This is a genomic window from Rhizobium sp. WYCCWR10014, assembly GCF_001657485.1.
In the GTDB taxonomy this organism is placed as follows: Bacteria; Pseudomonadota; Alphaproteobacteria; order Rhizobiales; family Rhizobiaceae; genus Rhizobium.
Genome location: NZ_LXFU01000033.1, coordinates 40,436 through 59,314 on the forward strand (window position 1 = coordinate 40,436; position 18,879 = coordinate 59,314).

The 18,879-nt window shown below is 61.1% G+C and carries 17 protein-coding genes; 12 read left to right on the forward strand and 5 right to left on the reverse strand.

What is annotated here, in order from left to right; genetic code table 11:
• Nucleotides 1–156: 156 nt before the first annotated feature.
• Nucleotides 157–807 carry a GntR family transcriptional regulator gene (locus A6U98_RS13715; protein ID WP_064650577.1) on the forward strand — a complete coding sequence of 217 codons (651 nt, stop codon included), beginning with the start codon at nt 157–159 and terminating at the stop codon, nt 805–807.
• Nucleotides 808–891: 84 nt separating this feature from the next.
• Here the strand turns inward: A6U98_RS13715 and A6U98_RS13720 are convergent, their stop codons facing one another.
• The 4 genes from A6U98_RS13720 to A6U98_RS13735 form a co-directional block, all read right to left on the reverse strand.
• Nucleotides 892–1,638 carry a GntR family transcriptional regulator gene (locus A6U98_RS13720; protein ID WP_064650580.1) on the reverse strand — a complete coding sequence of 249 codons (747 nt, stop codon included), beginning with the start codon at nt 1,636–1,638 and terminating at the stop codon, nt 892–894.
• A gap of 161 nt (nt 1,639–1,799) precedes the next feature.
• The gene (locus tag A6U98_RS13725; protein WP_064650582.1) at nt 1,800–2,930 is read right to left on the reverse strand and encodes a sugar phosphate isomerase/epimerase family protein; all 1,131 of its coding nucleotides are present in this window, start codon (nt 2,928–2,930) and stop codon (nt 1,800–1,802) included.
• Between the two features lie 88 nt (nt 2,931–3,018).
• Nucleotides 3,019–3,891, reverse strand: a complete 873-nt coding sequence (locus tag A6U98_RS13730; RefSeq protein WP_064650584.1) for an amino acid ABC transporter permease — start codon at nt 3,889–3,891, stop codon at nt 3,019–3,021.
• A gap of 5 nt (nt 3,892–3,896) precedes the next feature.
• Nucleotides 3,897–4,829 carry an ABC transporter substrate-binding protein gene (locus A6U98_RS13735; protein WP_064650586.1) on the reverse strand — a complete coding sequence of 311 codons (933 nt, stop codon included), beginning with the start codon at nt 4,827–4,829 and terminating at the stop codon, nt 3,897–3,899.
• A 504-nt stretch (nt 4,830–5,333) separates the two neighbouring features.
• On the opposite strand from A6U98_RS13735, the gene A6U98_RS13740 reads away from it, so the two are divergent.
• Genes A6U98_RS13740 through A6U98_RS13765 form a run of 6 tightly spaced genes read left to right on the forward strand, consistent with a single transcriptional unit; the run spans nt 5,334 to nt 11,409 of the window.
• Nucleotides 5,334–6,569: an ABC transporter ATP-binding protein gene (locus tag A6U98_RS13740; RefSeq protein WP_064650589.1), complete on the forward strand. Its 1,236-nt coding sequence runs from the start codon at nt 5,334–5,336 to the stop codon at nt 6,567–6,569.
• Nucleotides 6,566–7,615, forward strand: a complete 1,050-nt coding sequence (locus A6U98_RS13745) for a PotD/PotF family extracellular solute-binding protein (protein ID WP_197496391.1) — start codon at nt 6,566–6,568, stop codon at nt 7,613–7,615. Before A6U98_RS13740 ends, A6U98_RS13745 begins: the two co-directional genes overlap by 4 nt.
• Before the next feature lie 9 nt (nt 7,616–7,624).
• The gene (locus A6U98_RS13750; protein ID WP_064650591.1) at nt 7,625–8,452 is read left to right on the forward strand and encodes an ABC transporter permease; all 828 of its coding nucleotides are present in this window, start codon (nt 7,625–7,627) and stop codon (nt 8,450–8,452) included.
• Nucleotides 8,445–9,266, forward strand: coding sequence for an ABC transporter permease (locus tag A6U98_RS13755; RefSeq protein ID WP_020048729.1), 822 nt, complete (start codon nt 8,445–8,447; stop codon nt 9,264–9,266). The genes A6U98_RS13750 and A6U98_RS13755 overlap by 8 nt, the downstream gene beginning before the upstream one ends.
• A 45-nt stretch (nt 9,267–9,311) precedes the next feature.
• Entirely contained in the window at nt 9,312–10,736 is a 1,425-nt protein-coding gene (locus A6U98_RS13760) for a Xaa-Pro peptidase family protein (protein WP_064650592.1), read from the forward strand.
• 1 nt (nt 10,737) lies between these two features.
• Nucleotides 10,738–11,409, forward strand: a complete 672-nt coding sequence (locus tag A6U98_RS13765) for a flavin reductase family protein (RefSeq protein WP_064650594.1) — start codon at nt 10,738–10,740, stop codon at nt 11,407–11,409.
• A 1,281-nt stretch (nt 11,410–12,690) separates the two neighbouring features.
• Here the strand turns inward: A6U98_RS13765 and A6U98_RS13780 are convergent.
• Nucleotides 12,691–13,092 carry a hypothetical protein gene (locus tag A6U98_RS13780; RefSeq protein ID WP_064650600.1) on the reverse strand — a complete coding sequence of 134 codons (402 nt, stop codon included), beginning with the start codon at nt 13,090–13,092 and terminating at the stop codon, nt 12,691–12,693.
• Between the two features lie 285 nt (nt 13,093–13,377).
• Between A6U98_RS13780 and A6U98_RS13785 the strand changes: the two genes are divergently transcribed.
• The 5 genes from A6U98_RS13785 to dxs all read left to right on the forward strand — a co-directional run bounded on the left by A6U98_RS13785 (nt 13,378) and on the right by dxs (nt 18,591).
• Nucleotides 13,378–14,313: a histone deacetylase family protein gene (locus A6U98_RS13785; RefSeq protein WP_017959231.1), complete on the forward strand. Its 936-nt coding sequence runs from the start codon at nt 13,378–13,380 to the stop codon at nt 14,311–14,313.
• 2 nt (nt 14,314–14,315) lie between these two features.
• Nucleotides 14,316–14,567 carry an exodeoxyribonuclease VII small subunit gene (locus tag A6U98_RS13790; protein ID WP_003545921.1) on the forward strand — a complete coding sequence of 84 codons (252 nt, stop codon included), beginning with the start codon at nt 14,316–14,318 and terminating at the stop codon, nt 14,565–14,567.
• 88 nt (nt 14,568–14,655) lie between these two features.
• Nucleotides 14,656–15,423, forward strand: a complete 768-nt coding sequence (locus tag A6U98_RS13795; RefSeq protein ID WP_064650602.1) for an SDR family oxidoreductase — start codon at nt 14,656–14,658, stop codon at nt 15,421–15,423.
• Between the two features lie 139 nt (nt 15,424–15,562).
• On the forward strand, nt 15,563–16,486 hold the full coding sequence (locus A6U98_RS13800) for a pirin family protein (RefSeq protein WP_064650603.1): 924 nt from the start codon (nt 15,563–15,565) through the stop codon (nt 16,484–16,486).
• 188 nt (nt 16,487–16,674) lie between these two features.
• The gene (gene dxs / locus A6U98_RS13805; RefSeq protein WP_064650605.1) at nt 16,675–18,591 is read left to right on the forward strand and encodes a 1-deoxy-D-xylulose-5-phosphate synthase; all 1,917 of its coding nucleotides are present in this window, start codon (nt 16,675–16,677) and stop codon (nt 18,589–18,591) included.
• Nucleotides 18,592–18,879 lie beyond the last annotated feature (288 nt).

The following is an 18,879-nucleotide window of genomic DNA, read 5'->3' on the forward strand; positions in this document are numbered from 1 at the left end:
CTCCTCTCTTCTGCCGGCCGGCTGGGTGCGGACCTTTTTGACGGCTGCTTCCCATCGTCGGGTTTCACCGGTAGTATGTAGAATGCCACTCTTCGTACACGAGGTCAACAATCGTGTATACAAGAATTGTGTTTATGTATGAGGGAAGTAAGACGAATGTCCGAGAATGTCGGCCGATGGCTTCGGGATGAAATTGAAAATTCAATTCTTTCCAACGAATTCTCCCCCGGTGAGCGGCTCGACGAAACGGTGCTTGCGACGCGTTTCGGGGTCTCTCGCACACCGGTGCGCGAGGCGCTGATGCAGCTCGATGCGATCGGCCTCATCGAAATTCGACCGCGCAGAGGTGCCATCGTCATCGATCCGGGGCCGCACCGCGTCTATGAAATGTTCGAGGTGATGGCCGAGCTGGAGGGCCTGGCCGGGTCGCTCGCCGCACGGCGGCTGGACGAGGCCTCCCGCGAAGCGATCACGGCCAGCCACGGCCGCTGTGAGAAATCAGCCGCTGCGGGTGACAGCGATGCCTATTATTACGACAATGAGGAATTCCATAAGGCCATCTACGCAGCCGGCCGAAGCGAATTCCTCGAGGAGCAATGTGTGCAATTGCACCGCCGCCTGCGGCCTTACCGCCGCCTCCAGCTGCGCGTCCGCAACCGCCTGTCGACGTCCTTCTCGGAACATTGCGCCATCGTCGATGCGATCTTTGCCGGAGATGGAGATAAAGCCCGTCGTCTGCTGCGGACGCATGTCGGTATTCAGGGAGAGAGGTTCAGCGATCTGGTCGCAAGCATGGCGGCGAGATGATTGGACGGCGGGAGTCATCTCAGGCGGCAGGAAAGCCCCACACCCGCGCGATGGAAGCCGCTGTCCGATATGCGCGGATCTCCGTCAGGAAAAATTCTCCAGCACGGCCAGGAACGTATGCCGGTCGCCCTGCCCTTCGGTCAGGCGCACGCGACCCTCGATGTCGGCGAGATGGTGGTCCATCAGCTGTTGCGCCTTAGCAAGGTTTTTCTCCTTCAGGGCGGCAACGATCATGCGATGGTGGTCCGCGCCGCAGTCGTCCTTGCGGTCCTCTTCGTACAAGGACATGACCAGCGAAAGCCGAGCAACGATCTTGGCGAGCACTTCGGTCAGCACCGGGTTGCCGGCGATTTCGGCAAGCACGATGTGGAACTTGCCGGACAGAACCGTCTTCGACTTTTCGTCGCCATGGTGGTGGATGTGCTCTTCTTCATCCGTCAGCTTTTGCAGCGCATCCAGCTGCTCCGGCGTGACGCGGGCGATCACCAGTTCGAGCAGCAGGCCCTCGATCTTCCGGCGCGCTTCGAAAAGGCTCATCGCCTGCTCGACGCTCGGCTCGGCAACGAAAGTCCCGCGGTTTCTCTTTCGCTCCAGCAGGTGGTCGCTTTCAAGCACGCCGAGCGCCCCGCGCACCACCGTCCGGCTGACACCGAAATGCTCGGCGATCGCTTCCTCCAGGATCTTGGTGCCAGGCTTCAGCGCCCCTTCGCCGATGGCCGCGGCAAGCGTGGAGCGGATGCGTTCCGAAACATCGTCATTGGTATCGGTGCTTTCCACCGGCCCATTGGCAGCTGTCATCGCTTTGGCACTCTGACGGCGCATCTTTCTCATTGCAGTCTCCAAATTGCCTCTGGCGGCCCGGTGTGGATTCGATCGCTCACCAGATATCCGTGCCCGATAATTATTTCCATAAGAATATTCTTGCGTAGATCATCTCGGCACATGTATTTCGATCGACGGTACCGGCGAAAACACCGACACCGCCTTGGGAATTAAGCTGCTTTCTGCTTCTTCACCGGTGCGGACAGGGCAATACCCTTTTCGGTGCAAACCGCCTCGATGTGACGGGCCGATTGCCTGATGAAGCCGATCGCCTCGTTGAAGCCGTAAGACTGATTTTCGTAGGTCGGATAGCCGTATTGGCTGCTTTCATAGGCTACCCAGTCCGGAAATTCACCTGAGGCGACCCGTTTCTCATAGGCATCCACCATCGCCATATAGGCCGCAAGCTCATCCGCCGTCAGGTCGGGGTGGCCGGCGCGCCAGATAGGATCGTCGATCTCGATGCATTGGCGCGGATTGGCTTTGCGAGGCTTGTCGGCGACAGACTGGGCGACTTCCAGCGACAGGTTCAGCGTCGAGTGGGCGTCCGCAAGAATGGGAAGGATCGCGGCGAAATCGACGATGCCGCCGCCAACGGGTCTTGTCTGGAAATCGAGACCGCCCGGAGCGCGCCCGACATAGGCATCCTTGATATGGGTTTGGCGGATATAGGGAGCCAGGCGCTTGGCGGCGAAGACCGGATGCTCGCCCCGCTGCAGTCCGTTTGCCGTGTCGAAGACGACGCCGACGCAATCGGCGCCGACCTTCTCGATCAATCGCAGGATCTCGAAGGACGTGATCTCGTCATGGGTTTCGATGTTCATGTGCGCGCCATTGGCGCGCGCGACGGGCGCCAGCTTGCGGAGGACCTTTTCGATTCCGAGCAACTGCTCTTCCCAGGTCACATCGGTGCGGAAGCGGTCATTGGCCAGCCGGCCACGATATTCGCTCTTGAAATTGCCCGGAGCAACCCAGAGCTCATGGCAGCCGATTGCGGCACTTGCCTCGATCATGCGCGTGAAACCGGCAATGATATCGCCGCCGCCGGCTGCCCGAAGGGCCGGTTCCTCGGCGCTGCAATAGGGATTGATCTTGCCGATGCCGCTTTCGAGATAGAGGCCAAGGTCGTCGGCCTTTGCCCTGATTTCGCGCAGCAGGCCGCGGTCGAGGTCGGGGCTCATGTCCAGCGCCGTACTGAAGAAAATGCCTGCGAGCCCAAGTTCCTTGACGTGATCAAGGCTTGCCAGAGGCCCCCGCTTCTTTGCCTCGGGCAGCTTTATGCCGTCGATTCCCAATTTCATGTCATGCTCCTCTGCTGTTTCCTGATGGAGCGCGCTGCACTGGCGACCCCTTCGTTGTTGATCTGAATTCACATCGATGGATCCGCGATCACGCCCGTCCGGGAGCGCGAGGCTTCTCTGCTGCCCGGCCTTTCGGAACGAGACTCTTTTCGAGATAGTGCTGGCCTATGGATGCGATACTCGTGATGGCGAGGTACCAGATCGAAGCGACGAACAGCAGTTCGATGACCAGGAAGTTCCGGGCGTAGATCGCCTGGGCCTGCGTCAGCAGATCCTGCATGCCGATGACCGAGACGATGGCACTGGCCTTCAGCATGCCGATGGCCTGGTTCCCCGTCGGCGGGACGATGATACGCGTGGCCTGGGGCATGATGACGGTGAAAAAAGTCTGTGTCTTTTTCAGCCCGAGCGCCGTTGCCGCTTCGCGCTGGCCGCGATCGACCGCAATCAGGCCACCGCGGATGATCTCCGACATGTTCGCAGCTTCGTGAAGTCCGAGTGCCAGGAAGCCGGCCAGGGCCGGCGTCACCAGATCGTTGATCGAAATGGTGAAGCTTCCCACCCCGACCTGCGGGATGAAGAGGGCGATATTGAACCAGAAGAAGATCTGGACAATGAGCGGGACGCCGCGAAACCACCAGACGAAGCCGGCGGCGATCGCCTTCAGGACCAGGTTCTGGCTCGTCGCCATCAGTGCCAGCAGGCATCCGAGCACGATGCCGAACACCATGGCGCCAGCCGTCAATTCAAGCGTCAGCAGCACGCCGCGCAGGATCGAAGGATCCACCAGGTAGCGGGGGATTTCGGACCACTGGATGCTCTGGCTTTGCCCGACGACGAGCGCGAAGAAGGCCAGCGCTGAAATCGCGATGGCACCGGTTGCGATCTGGCCCCAACGCCTCGGTCTTCCGACCGATGAAGCAACGGTAAGCGATATTGGTGACGCTTGAAACAGGGCCATCGGCGTCAATCCGCAGGCATGTTGGCGGCATCGTTAACCTTGACGGTCTTCACGGCCAGCGGTCCGAGGCTCCACTTCTTCATGATGGCCTCGTAGGCGCCGGAGTCCACCATCTGCTGCAGGGCGGCAACGACGCTGTCGCGCAGTTGCGGGTTGTCCTTGGCGGTCAGCATGCCGAGATAACCGACGGCAAGGCGGATATCCGGCAGCGCCTGCAGGCCCTTGCCGTTTCCGGTCTGGTGTTCGGTCGTGTAGACGCTGGTGGCGTAGCCATTGACCGTGGCGTCAGCCCTCCCCGTGCGCACGGCCTGCAGCACATCCGGCATTTTCGGGATCGACATGATGTTGACCGGCGTCGCGCATTTGGCCGATGTCGCCTCGACCATCTTCGCCTGGAAGGTACCGACCGGAACGGCGACCTTCTTGCCGCACAGATCCTCCATGCCATTGATCCCGAGCGGATTGTCCTTGCCGGTCATGATCGTGGTGGCGTCATACATGTAGTCGATGACGTCGACCTGCTTTTCCAACTCCGGATCGTCGTTGATCCCCGAGATCGAGATGTCGAAGCGCTTTGCCAATATGGAGGGCACGATTGCAGCACCCGCGCCGACATCGGTCATCTCAACATCGACACCCAGGATGACGCCGAGTGCGGCAGCGATATCGGCATCGATGCCGATCAGCTTGCCATCCTCGCCGTGAAAGCTGATCGGCGGCGTCAGGTCGGTCGCAACCTTCAGCACGCCCGACGACTTGATGGAGGGCGGCAGCCCGTCGGCCAGTTTCTGCGTGAGGACGATACCGGGGAGCTTGGCGATATCGGCATCGGCCGTCATCTTCTCGGCGGCACCTCCGGCAGCGCAATCAGAGGCCGCGATCAAAGTGACCATCGCTCCGGCAACTCCTGCCTTCAAGATTTTCTGGATGCGCATCATGTGATCCCCTTTCATTTTTGTATTGGTGAATTCTCGGGATCGTTCATGCAATCGCCGTGCCACTTGCAGTGGCGTGTCACTAATAATTTGATATCTAAAGGATTTTTGTCGAAAGCACTATTTCGGAGGGATTTCCGCAATAGGATTCGCATAAAGTTTCGAACATACAATGCACAATTTTTACCCGCCGTGGCCGTGCCGCATCATTTTTTGACCGTATCATTCGCCACCAAGACCCAAAACCACCGATTCAGATGCCAAAACCCGCAGTTTTCGGCGATTGATCTGCCGTTCAGGGCCGTGACTACTTCCATCTGATGCCCATTTAATATACGGCGCTGGCGAAAATTTATACATAAACTGCATGCGAATTTCAAACCGCATGATTATTATTACAAACTTTCGAAACTTTGTAAGTCAAAAATATCCGTTTATTTTCATAGTCTTGACCACCTCTTCAACGGTGAACTGCAAAACTGGCACGCCGCTTGCAATTCGTTTCTCATGAACAAGCTCGACGCAAAATTTCTCGCCGGACCGCATCTCCGTCTTGTGCCGGAGACAGCGCAGCAATCCGTGACCTCGACCCAGAACCAGGGAGGCCCTATGCCAGGCATACCGAATACGGCTGAACGCAAACGGCTCCGCGTTCAGGGCCTCACCCATAGTTACGGTGGCCAGAATGCCATCAGCGACGTGGCCTTCGATATCGAGGCCGGCGAGATCGTTGCCCTGCTCGGGCCGAGCGGCTGCGGCAAGTCGACTGTGCTGCGCGCCATCGCCGGGCTGATCCAGCCGAAGACCGGCAAGATTGTGCTGGGAGATCAGGATCTCGCCGATGTCTCGGCCCGCTCGCGCGGCGTCGGCATGGTCTTTCAGAATTATGCTCTGTTTCCGCATCTGACGGTCGCAGAAAACATAGCCTATCCGCTGGCCTGCCAGAAGCTTCCCCGCGCCGAGCGCAAGGCGCGCGTCGAGGAGATGCTGTCTCTCGTCAGGCTCAAGGATTATGGCAACCGCCTGCCGCGGGAACTCTCCGGCGGCCAGCAGCAGCGCGTCGCCGTCGCGCGCGCCATCGCCGGGCGCCCGTCCCTTCTGCTTCTCGACGAACCCTTCGGCGCGCTCGATCGCGCCCTGCGTTTCGATCTGCAGGTGGAGCTGCTTCACCTGCAGAAGACGCTCGGCATCACGACGCTGATCGTCACGCATGACCAGGAGGAGGCCCAGAGCCTCGCAAACCGCCTGGTGCTGATGAACAAGGGCAATGTCGAGCAGATCGACACGCCGATGACCGTCTACGATCGCCCGAAGACGCTCTTCGTCAACACCTTCATCGGCCAGGCAAACCTGCTCAACGGAACGGTACTGCGCCTCGATGCCGACAACACGCTGATCGGCCTTGCGAATGACAGGACCCTGCTCCTGCCGCGCCGGCTGAACTTCACCCTCGGCTCGAAGGTCACGATAACCTTCCGGCCGGAAGAGGTTCGCCTGTCGACGCAGCCAAGCGAGAGCACCCTGCCGGTTCGCATGACGGTTTCCGTACCGCTCGGCCCCTCCCTCGTCCATGACCTTGTTCTGGAAGATGGCACGGGCCTGCGCGCTTCCGAGGTCAGAGGCCCCTCCACATTCATTCCCGAACCGGGAACGCAGCTATTTGCCGAGATCGACACCGCAAGGTGTCACGCCTTTCCGGCCGAACCGGAAATCATGAGTGAAGAAACAATTCAACAGAGGTGAACGTGATGAAGGACTTTCAGATTACCCGTCGTGGGTTCGGCTTCCTGGCGGCCGGTGTCGCCGCATCGGCCATGCTTCCATTTACCGCCCGCGCTGCCGGCGGCGGAGCCGTTGCCGCCACTTTCCCAGGTAGCTGGGAAGACGCCTACCGCACAGTGCTGACGCCGATGGTCAAGGATGCAGGCTACGACCTGACGATTGCGCCGGCGATGGCGCAGGACCAGCTTGCCAAGATCATGGCAAGCCCCGGCAACCCGCCCTATGACACGCTGCTGATGTCGCCCGGTCAGATGGCCGTCGCCATCGAGAAGGATCTCATCCAGAAGATCGATCCTGGCAAGCTCAAGAACTGGGGCATGCTCGATCCGTCCTTCCAGGGCGAATTCGGCCCGACCGTGACCATCGAGGTCAACGGCATCGCCTACAATCCCGATCTCGTTCCGAAGCCGAAGGGATATCGCGATCTCTTCGAAAACCCGGCCTATAGCGGCAAGGTTTCCTGGACCGGCTTTGCCTCGAACACCGCCGTCATGGCCTATACCGAGATCGCCAAGATCTTCGGTTCCGGCCCGAACGACATGGACGCCGTCTTCAAGCTGTTCAAGGATCATCCGGAGCATCTGAAGGGCGTGGTCGACAGCACCAACCACCAGATGACGCTGTTCCAGCAGGGCGAAATCGCCGTCTTCATGTGCTCGACCGGCAACGTCGCCCGTCTGAAGAGCCTCGGCCTCAGCGCCGAATTCGTCCATCCCGAAACCGGCTCGCCGGCGGCCCCCGTCAACATCCACCTGACCAAGGGCTCGGCCAATCTCGACGCGGCCTATGCCTATATGGATGCCGCCATCTCCAAGGCCGCCCAGGACCAGCTCAAGGAGCCGCCGACCGAGATGTTCCCGACCAACAAGGACGTGGCGCTGACGCCGGGCATCGAAGCCTATGTCACCCGCGACCAGATCAAGACCATGGTCTATCCGGACTGGGTCGCGATCAACAAGAACCGCGACGACTGGATTCGCCAGTTCGACGCACTCGTTGCCGGTTGAGGTGATGTGATGAAGGCGAGCGGCTTCCCATACGTCCTACCGATGCTGTTGCTTTGCGTGGCGTTCTTCGCAACGCCGCTCGCCGTCCTCGTCGGTTTCAGCTTCGCCGGTCCCGGCGGAGCGACCCTCGACCATTATGCCCGCTTCTTCGGCGACGCGTTCAATTTCCGTGTCCTCGTCAATACCGCAAGGCTCGGGCTCGAAACCGTCATCGGCACGACCTTGCTCGGCGTGCCGATCGCACTCCTCTACTGGCACGGCGGCCGAAACCTGCGGCAGGTGCTGATCTTCCTGACGCTCATTCCGATGCTGACCAGCAATGTCGTGCGCACCTTCGCCTGGATCGTCATCCTCGGACGCCAGGGGCCGATCAGCGAAGCGCTGGCTGCGCTCGGCCTGACGGGAATGCCGACCAGCCTGCTGTTTACCGAACTCGGCCTGGTCATGGCCATGTGCCAGATCGACCTGCCGCTGATCATTCTGCCGCTGATCGCCATCCTGTCACGCACGCCCGTCCAGCTGACGGAAGCCGCCCAGGTTTCCGGCGCCGGTCCCTGGCGCATCCTTGTGACCGTGCTTCTGCCGCTGATGCTGCCGGGCCTGCTGGCGGGCTGGATCCTCGTCTTTGCCAGCACCAGCAGCTCCTTCGTTACTCAGGCCGTCATCGGCGGCGCGCGCAACGTCTATGTTCCGCAGCTGATCTACCGCGAGGTCGGTACGCTGTTCGACTGGCCGCTGGCCTCGGCCATCGCCGTCGTCCTGCTGCTGTCCACCGGCTGCCTGTTGGTCGCCCTTACCATGATGTCCCGTCACAGGAGGTTGGTCGGCCATGCGTGATCGCCGCGAAAATCCCATTCCCGTCATGCTCTACAAGGCATTCGTCTACGGTTTCGGCGGGCTCTGCGTCATCTATCTCGTGGCACCCATCGTGATAGCGCTGACGATGTCGTTTACCTCGGGGCAGACATTGAAATACCCGCCGCAGGGCTTCTCGCTCAGGTGGTACGCGGCGCTGCTCGATCCCGTGCGCTCGGCAACCGAACATATTGCCGCCTGGAACTCGCTGAAGATCGCCGGCCTTGCCGTCCTCGGATCGCTGATCTTTGCGGTTCCGGCAACCATCGGCATGACGCGCATGAAGCGCAGCACCGCCGGCACCATCGAGCCGCTGCTGCTCGCCCCGCTCGTTCTGCCGAGCCTCGTCTACGGCCTTGCCGCCTTGATCGTCGCCAATTTCATCGGCTTCAAGCCGTCGCTCTGGCTGACCGTATCAGGCCATGTCGTGGTCTTCGGGCCGCTGATGTACCGCGCCGCCTCCGTCGTCGCCCAGGGTCTCAACCCCTCGCTTGCCGAGGCATCGACAACGATGGGCGCGAGCTGGTTCATGACACTGCGGCGCGTCACGCTGCCGCTGCTAATGCCCGGCATTCTGGCCGGCGCATTCCTTGTCTTCATCCAGTCGCTCGACAATGTGTCGGTATCGCTTTTCCTCGCCGACGCTCGAACGACCGTCCTGCCGCTGCGCATGTTCGCTTTGATCGAGGAATCGCTCGACGTGCGGGTCGCGGCAATCTCCGGAATTCTGATCGCCGTGACGCTGGTCGGACTGCTGGTTGCACGGCGCGTTCTCGCGCCGCCGCGCCAGGCCTGAACAATCCGTCATTGACCTATGCCTGAACTTGGAAGGAACAAACTCATGAACATGCGCCCGACAAACGCAGGCGCCTATCGGATGGGATCGTTGCTGGCCGATTTCCAGCCGGATTTCGATTTCTCTGCGCCGCTGCCGCTTCCTGTCGAAGAGTTCGAGGATCGCCTTCGCAGAATTCGCCGTCAGGCGGTCGAAGCCGGTCATGACGCGCTGGTCGTCCATGCCGGCAGCGTCGGCTGGTTCCACGCTTCGAATGCCTATTTGCGCTATATTTGCGACTGGATGCGCGAGGGCGTGCTGATCATCCCGACCGATGCCGACAAGGCGATGGTGCTTCTCTCCTTCTTCACCCAATCCGTCCTGCTTCCGCCGGGCGGCGAGCCTGTGCTCGTCGACGAAATCTGGCAGATCGGCCCGATCGGCCGCGAATATGCCGACCGTCCCGGCGATTCCGTCATCAAGACCGCCGAGAAATGCGCCGAGGTTCTCGCCAGTCTCGGTCTTGCCAAGGCCCAGATCGGCAGGATCGGCGACCGTACGTCGCTGACCTTCTGGTCTGCCCTCGACGAACTGCTGCCGAAGAGCAAGTTCGTGGCTGACAACGCCATTCTCGACCGCATGCAGAAGGTCCGCTCACTGCCCGAGATCGAGATGTTCCGCGCCGCCGCCCAGCTGATCAGCATCGGCACGCAGGCCGCCTATCACGTGGCGAAGTCAGGCGTCACCGACCATGAAATCCTGGCCGCCTTCACCTATGCGCAGATGGCGCTCGGCGGCGAAACCGGCGACGGCTACCAGATCGGCATCAATGAATTCGGCACCCATTGCGGCAAGCCCTATGGCCACATCGTCAGGCCCGGCGACCTCATCAACCTCTATATCTCCAACGTGACCTATCGTGGCTATACCGCCCAGACCGCCCGCATGATCGCGATCGGCGACATCACCAGCCATCAGGAGGATGTGCTTGCCGCCTGCACCGAAGGCGTCAAGCGGGCCGAGAAGCTCATCAGGCCCGGCGCATTGATGCGCGACGTCAATAACGCCGCCTTCGAACCGATGATCGAGCGTGGCATGCTTTCGTCACCGGAAGCGCGCACCATGCCCTATAACTGGTCGCCGATGCCGGATGGCGGCGCACGCCTGATCCCCAATCAGTATGTGAAGGACATCGACTGGGAGGCGCAGGGCCGCAAGCTCATGCACGTCTATCCGGCAACGCACGGACCACACAATCCGAACCTCGGCCATTCGGTCGGCATGGCCGGCGGCCAGAACAGCTTCAACATCTCCTCGCATAACTACGACAGGATGGAGGAGGGCATGGTCTTCGTGCTGCATACGCAGTGGCTGGAGCCGCTGTCGGCCGGCTGCAATATCGGCGACATGTATGTCGTGACCAAGGACGGTTTCGAGAACCTCAGCCGCCATACCCCGCTTGAAACCCACCGCGTCGCTACCGAGGCCTGACATGACCCGTCATAGACAACACACGCATTTCGATTTCGCCAAGCTGACCGAGCGCGAGCGTTACAAGATCCTCATCGGCACGGTCATCCCGCGCCCCATCGCGCTGGTCACCACCCTGAGCAAGGAAGGCCTGCCGAATGCCGGCCCGTTCAGCTTCTTCAACGTTCTCACCCACGACCCGGCAATCGTTGCGATCGGCGTCGAGAATTATGCCGACATGCGCTTCAAGGATACGGCCCGCAACATCCGCGAAACCGGCGAGTTCACGGTGCACATCTGCGATGACGCCCTTGTCGACCAGATGGAGGTCTGCGCCATCAAGTTCGGGCCCGAGGTCGACGAACTCACCGAAGCCGGACTGGCAACGGCGCCGGGACAGATGGTCAGAGGCCCCCGCATCCTGGCAGCGCCCGCAGCACTCGAATGCCGCCGCCACACCACCCTGCAGGTCGGCCCTGCCCGCGAAATCATCCTCGGCGAAGTGCTCGGCGTCTATGTCAGAAGCGATGCGGTCAATCCGACGAACCTGCATATCGACCAGCAACTGATGGACGCCGTCGGAAGAATGGGCGGCCATACCTACACGAGGACGCGCGACCAGTTCGACGTCAAGACGCAGACCAAGGAGGAGTGGAATTCGCGAAAGAGCGTTTCGGAGCCGGTCATCGCATAGCCGGGCTTGGGCTCCGGCCGATCACGCGCCGTCGGGTGATCCGGTCCAATATATCGAGGGTGACGCGAAGAACCGGCTCAGGCTGACCGCCATGCTCGTCGAGCTGGAGCAACTCCAGAATCAGCTTACCTGCTGTCGACTTTCTCGAGGAAGGCTGGAAACGTCCGAGAGACCTCGTTTCCGTCCGGAAAGCGTTCGGTCACAACCGTAAATCTGATCCAGCCCTTCCATCCTATAAGACCGGTGCGCTTCGGCGCGATTACCACTACCACGATGTCTTCATTCGGAACGACATGAACGGCACGAACTCCTGGACCAGGCTCTGAGTGCAGCACTGCGAGTACCTTTCCGCCCCCGGGCTTGGCACCCGCATAGATGGGAGAACCGTCACCTAGCGGTGCGATTGCGCTTATAAAGCGCGTACTGACGTAACCCTTGCCGTTGAAGAAGAGAGGACCTTGATAAGGACGGGGAGGCTCCTCATCGCCCCAAGCAGCGCAGACGGACACAAGTAACAGCGCAGTAGCGAGCATTGAAATTTGCTTCACCGAACGGCTCCTTTCCAAGATTGGCTGGAACAATTGACATGGACCGCAAACCTTTGGAAGAACCTTTCGAACGACGGGTCAATCACCGCTGCAGCCGCGAGGATAGGAATGAGGAATCTCTGGATGTGTGTCCTTGCTGGAATAATGCTGACGAGCGTTGGACCCGCCAAAGCCGCTGACGATCTCAAGGGTTTCGAATTGGATAGTTCATTTGTCGAAGCTCGACGGAACGCCGAGTCGAACGGTTGGAGCCTTCAACCGCTATCATCTGAACTACCTCACCAATGGGTTGTTCGAGACACGAATTTCCGTCTGTTCGTTTGTGAGGACAGAGTCGCCTCGATACTAACGCTCCAGAGTGGCGGACTTGATGACTTCGCTGCATTAGTCATGCGGCGCCAGATCGAGATGGGTGACCCCCGAACCCAGATCGTATCTTTCATGGCCGGCTCAAAGCGTATTTCGACAATTACGTCCCGTTTCTCTGACGCAGTGGGCAGGGAGATATCCCTGCAGTTAACCAGCATTGCCGGCGTTCCAAGTATTTCTACGAATTACGCGTCAAATACTCCTTGCCCGGAAGAAAAGTGATCCGATGACTGGGCTCTACGCCTTCGGTATCACCTATCTGCGTTCGCGCGGGAAAAGGCGCGTGTCATTTGCTAGATAATTTGGCACGGCCTCGGCAGTGAAATCGATTTTAGAAAGCACATCCCGCCGCCCGCATAACGCCCTAATTCAAAAACCGATAAAGCCAGTCGCGCGTCTCCTCCGGCAGCGAGGCCGGGGACTGGTCTTCGGGGGCGTGGGCCTGCCAGATGATTTCCACCTCGGCGGCGCGCTCCTCGCCGGTATCGATCGAAATGAGGAAACCGATGGAGCGCACGCCGATCTTGTCGATGGTGGCGGTGAAGGTTGCCGGCTCGTCGTAGTGCAGCGGACGGTGGAGAAAGCAGGAAACCCTGCTGGGGCTATAGACGGGTTCGTCATCGACATCGGGCCGCGACGACCAGAAGCTCGCAAGCACGGACTCGGCATAGGAAATATAGGATGCCAGAAACATCCGGCCGGTCATATCGACATCGCGAAACGGCAGGCGTATTTCCGCCACATCAGGACGTTTCGACTGACTCATCAACAGATCTGCCTTACAGAGTTCCCATCGCAACACTACTTCATAATTGCTTATACCGGAACCTGCTTAAGGATAAAATTACGCAATAGTTCAAAGTGTTACAGTGTCCTCCACGCGCCTGAAAAGATGCGGCGCCGCTGCACTGGACCGGCTCGATGGAAACGGCGCAAATGAGAAGCGTGATAGCCGAAGGGTCGGCAGGCGCGGCAAGAGCGCTTGTTGAAATCGTCAGGCGATGCCCCATCTGCTGTGGCACATGACATAAGCGACCGATAGAGTGTCTTCATGAGCACCCGTCTTTATGAACACCCGATCTTCCTGGAACATGTCACGCCCGCCGGTCATCCGGAGCGATCGGACAGGATCCGCGCCATCAATGTCGCGCTGGAACATCCGAATTTCGAGCGGCTGGAGCGCCGGCAGGCGCCGCAGGCGAACGAGGATGCGGTGCTGCTTGCCCATCCGGAGGAGCATCTGACCGCCGTGATGCGGGAGATTCCGGAGGAAGAGGGTGAGATCAACCAGATCGAAGCCGATACCTATGCCAGCAGCAAGAGCCTGCAGGCGGCGCTGACCGGCATCGGCGGGGCGATGGCGGCGGTGGACGACGTCTTTACCGGCCGGGCCGACAATGTCTTCGTCGCCGCCCGGCCGCCGGGGCACCATGCCGAGAAGATGACGGCGATGGGCTTCTGCTTCTTCAACAATGCGGCGATCGCCGCCCGGCATGCGCAGAAAACCCATGGCGCCGAGCGCATCGCCATCGTCGACTGGGACGTGCATCACGGCAACGGCACGCAGGATATCTTCTGGGACGATCCTTCGGTGCTGTTCTGCTCGACGCATCAGATGCCGCTCTATCCCGGCACCGGCGCCAAGGACGAGAAGGGCAAGCACAACACCATCGTCAACGCGCCGCTGTCGCCGAATGTCGGCAGCGACCACTTCCGCGAGGCGTTCAAATCGCGCGTGCTGCCTGCGCTGGACGATTTCCGGCCGGATCTCATCATCATCTCCGCCGGCTTCGACGCGCATCACCGCGATCCCTTAGCGCAGATCAATCTGACCGGCGAGGATTTCGACTGGGCGACCGGGCGCGTGCTCGAACTCGCGGACCGGCACGCGAAGAACCGGGTCGTCAGCCTGCTCGAAGGCGGTTATGATCTCGAGGGACTCGCCGAATCGGCGGGCATGCATATTCTGAGAATGATGAAGGGTTGAGAATGACTGACAGCGCCAAGCCGGAGGTGTCCGGCCTTTCCTTCGAAAAGGCGGTTGCCGAACTCGAAAGCATCGTCGCCCGGCTGGAACGCGGCGATGTGGCGCTGGATGAATCGATCGAGATCTACGAGCGCGGCGAAGCGCTGAAGAAACATTGCGAGACCCTGCTTTCGGCCGCCGAGAACCGCATCGAGAAGATCCGGCTCGACCGTGCCGGCAAGCCGCAGGGCGTCGAGCCGCTGGACGGCGCCTGAGGCGCAGAAAACCCCCTTTCGAAGGCGCTTGGCTATCGGCTTCAGACCGATCTATGATCCCCATCCAAAACGATGAGGGGACAAGGAAATGTCGGACAGATTGAAGGGCAAGGTCGCCATTATCTCGGGCGGCGCGACCGGCATGGGCGCCGCCGCCTCGAAGCTTTTTGCAGCGGAAGGCGCGCGCGTTGCGATCATCGACCGCAATGGCGATGCAGCCGCCGAGACCGTGAAGCAGATCCGTGATGCCGGCGGCGATGCCGATTGCTGGACGGCCGACGTCTCGGACGAAGCAGCCGTCATTGCGGCCGTCGCCGGTGTCGAAGAACGTTACGGCGCTGTGACTGTGCTCTTCAATCACGCCGGCACGATCGTTATTAAACCTTTCCTGGAAACGACCGTCGAGGAATGGGACTGGCTGCACGCCGTCAACGTGCGCTCGATGTTCCTGATGACCAAGGCCGTGCTGCCGAAGATGATTGCCAGCGGCGGCGGGTCGATCGTCTGCACCTCGTCGATCTCGGCGGTCGCCGCCACGCCAATGGAAGTGCTTTACGACACGACCAAGGGGGCGGTGCATATGTTTGCCCGCGCCATCGCGGTCGAATTCCGTGACCGCAACATCCGCTGCAACGCCGTCTGCCCCGGCTTCATCCGCACGCCGCACGGCCTGCGCGAGGTGGCCGATCTGCAGGCGCTCGGCGTCGACGTTTCGGACGCCGCGATTGCCGCGCAGCAGGGGCGGATCGGCGAGCCCGAAGATGTCGCGCGAGCCGCCCTTTATCTCGCCAGTGACGAGTCGAGCTTCGTCAACGGTGCCCATCTCTTCGTCGATAATGGCTTTACCGCGATCTGAGACCGGCCGCGTGTCCGATCGGACGGACGGCGCGCTTTCAGGTGGTGGAGCGTCCTTTTACGCGTCCGATTGGACGCGCGGCGCTCCAGGCGCTATCTGTGGGCGATGACGCTCGGCACTGTAGCGATCGGAGATCCCAATGTCCTTCTTTCCCGGTAAAGACCCCCTGCCCGGCGATGCCTTCGCCTGCGACGCGATCGAGAACCTGATCATCCCGCGCACCAGCGATATCGGCGGTTTCCAGGTGCGCCGTGCGCTGCCCAGCCGGCAGCGGCGGCTGGTCGGGCCGTTCATCTTCTTCGACCGCATGGGGCCGGCGATCCTGAAGCCGGACGAGGCGCTCGACGTCAAGCCGCATCCGCATATCGGACTGTCGACGGTCACCTATCTGTTCGACGGCGAGATCCGCCATCGCGACAGCCTGGGCACCGAAAAGGTCATCCGTCCCGGCGACATCAACCTGATGACGGCCGGCCGCGGCATCGTGCATTCCGAGCGCACGCCCGACAATCTGCGCGGCCATCCGCTGCTGATGTCGGGACTGCAGACCTGGCTGGCGCTGCCCGACGACAAGGAGGAGATCGATCCCTCCTTCGCCCATACGGAAAAGTCGGCGATGCCGCTGATCGAGACGGCAGGCGTGCGCGGGCGCGTGGTCATCGGCTCGTTCGAAGGCATGACATCGCCGGTCGGTATTTTCTCCGACACGCTCTATGTCGATCTCGACCTGCAGGCGGGCGCCAAATTTCCCTTCGGCGCCGGCCACGAGGAGCGCGCCGTCTATGTGCTGTCGGGCGAGGTCGTCATATCGGGCGACCGCTTCGCCGCCGACCAGCTGCTGGTCTTCCGGCCGGGCGATGCGATCACGCTGGAAGCCGGCCGCGATGGCTGCCACCTGATGCTCTTCGGGGGCGCGGCGCTCAATTCGAAACGCTATATCTGGTGGAATTTCGTGTCCTCCTCGAAGGAGCGGATCGAACAGGCCAAGGAGGAATGGCGCACCGGCCGCTTCGATATCGTTCCCGGCGACGAAGAGGAATTCGTGCCTTTGCCGGAAGGCTAAATGGATCCCGATGATCCGAATCCTCCTGATCGGGATTGAGAAATAGAGCTGAATCTCCGCCGAAAACCGCTCACACTTTTCGGCACCATGCACTAAGGTAAAAACCTTCGGTTCCTGAAATGCACTTGTTTTGCCGCAATCTAATCGAATAAAGCGGAACAAGGAAAAGCAAGAAAGAGCGCCCGCCCGTGACACAACTGCCGAAGACCCCCCTGCTCGACCAGGTCATCTATCCCGCCGACCTGCGCAAGCTCGAGGATCGCGACCTGCCGCAGCTCGCCCGCGAAGTCCGGGACGAAATGATCGATGCGGTGTCGCGCACCGGCGGCCATCTCGGCGCCGGTCTCGGCGTCGTCGAATTGACGATCGCCATTCATAGCGTCTTCGACACGCCTGATGATCGGCTGATCTTCGATGTCGGCCATCAATGTTATCCGCACAAGATTCTCACCGGCCGGCGTGACCGCATCCGGACGCTGCGCCAGGAAGACGGGCTGTCCGGCTTCACCCGCCGGGCCGAAAGCGAATATGATCCCTTCGGTGCGGCGCATTCCTCGACCTCGATCTCGGCCGGCCTCGGCATGGCGATTGCCGCCGACCTTGACAAATCAGACCGCCGCGTCATCGCCGTCATCGGCGACGGGGCGATGTCGGCCGGCATGGCCTATGAGGCGCTGAACAATGCCGGCGCCCTCGATGCCCGCCTCATCGTCATCCTCAACGACAACGACATGTCGATCGCGCCGCCGACGGGCGCCATGAGCGCCTATCTCGCCCGCCTCGCCTCGGGGCGCACCTATATGGGCTTCCGTGACTTCGGCAAGAAACTGACGGCCTATCTCGGCAAGAATATCGACCGGGCGATCACCCGCGCCGTCGAGCATGCGCGCGGTTATGTCACCGGCGGCACGATGTTCGAGGAGATGGGCTTCTATCATATCGGCCCGATCGACGGGCATTCCTTCGACCACCTGCTGCCCGTGTTGCGCAATGTGCGCGACAATGGTCGCGGGCCGGTGCTGATCCATGTCGTTACCCAGAAGGGCAAGGGCTATCCGCCGGCGGAGGCCGCAGCCGACAAATATCACGGCGTCAACAAGTTCGACGTCATCACCGGCGCCCAGGCAAGGGTCAAGCCGAATGCGCCGAGCTATACCAGCGTCTTTGCCGAAGCGCTGGTGCAGGAAGCCGCCCTCGACGACAAGATCGTCGGCATCACCGCCGCCATGCCGAATGGTACCGGCCTCGACAAGCTCGCCGAGGCCTTTCCATCACGCTGTTTCGACGTCGGCATTGCCGAACAGCATGCCGTGACCTTCGCCGCCGGCCTGGCAGCGGAAGGCTACAAGCCGTTCGCGGCCCTCTATTCCACCTTCCTGCAGCGCGCCTACGACCAGGTCGTGCACGACGTAGCGATCCAGGGACTGCCGGTGCGTTTTCCGATCGACCGTGCCGGCTTCGTCGGCGCCGACGGGCCGACCCATGCCGGCTCCTTCGATACCGCCTTCCTCACCACCCTGCCGGGCTTCGTGGTCATGGCGGCGGCCGACGAGGCCGAACTCAAGCATATGGTGCGCACGGCTGTCGCCTATGATGGCGGGCCGATCTCGTTCCGCTATCCGCGTGGCGAAGGCGTCGGCGTCGACATGCCGGCACGCGGCGAAATCCTGCAGATCGGCAAGGGCCGCATCGTCAAGGAAGGCACCAAGGTGGCGCTGCTCTCCTTCGGCACACGGCTCGCCGATTGTCTGCTGGCCGCCGAGGATCTCGACGCCGCCGGGCTTTCGACGACGGTAGCCGATGCGCGCTTCGCCAAGCCGCTCGACCATGACCTGATCCGCCAGCTTGCCCGCCACCATGAGATCGTGATCACCGTCGAGGAAGGCTCGATCGGCGGTTTCGGCAGCCATGTGATGCATTTCCTTGCCACCGAAGGCCTGCTCGACAACGGCTTGAAGCTGCGCTCGCTTGTGATGCCCGACATCTGGATGGAACAGGCCAAGCCCGAAGCCATGATCGCCCACGCCGGCCTCGACCGCGCCGGCATCGTCTCGACGGTGTTCAAGGCGCTGGGACGTGGTGTTGCGGTTGGGGTTGCGGGATAGGTGAATTTGTGAGGGTTTGCCGTTGCGCGCCCTCTTTGAGGGTGTGCCGGTCCGCCCCTCATTCACCCCTACGGGCCACCGACAGGACTTAAGTCCTGAAAGAGGTTAAGGAGCACGACCGGCAGGAGGCGCAACGCCTTCTTCTACACCGCCCATCGCTATACTTGCTCCGGGAGCCACCCCATCCTCCGTCATCCTCGGGCTTGACCCCATAGGCGCTAACTTAGTCTTGACGGTGATGATCGTCGATGATTCACCGTGCCTATGAGCGATTTGTTGCAAGCATTG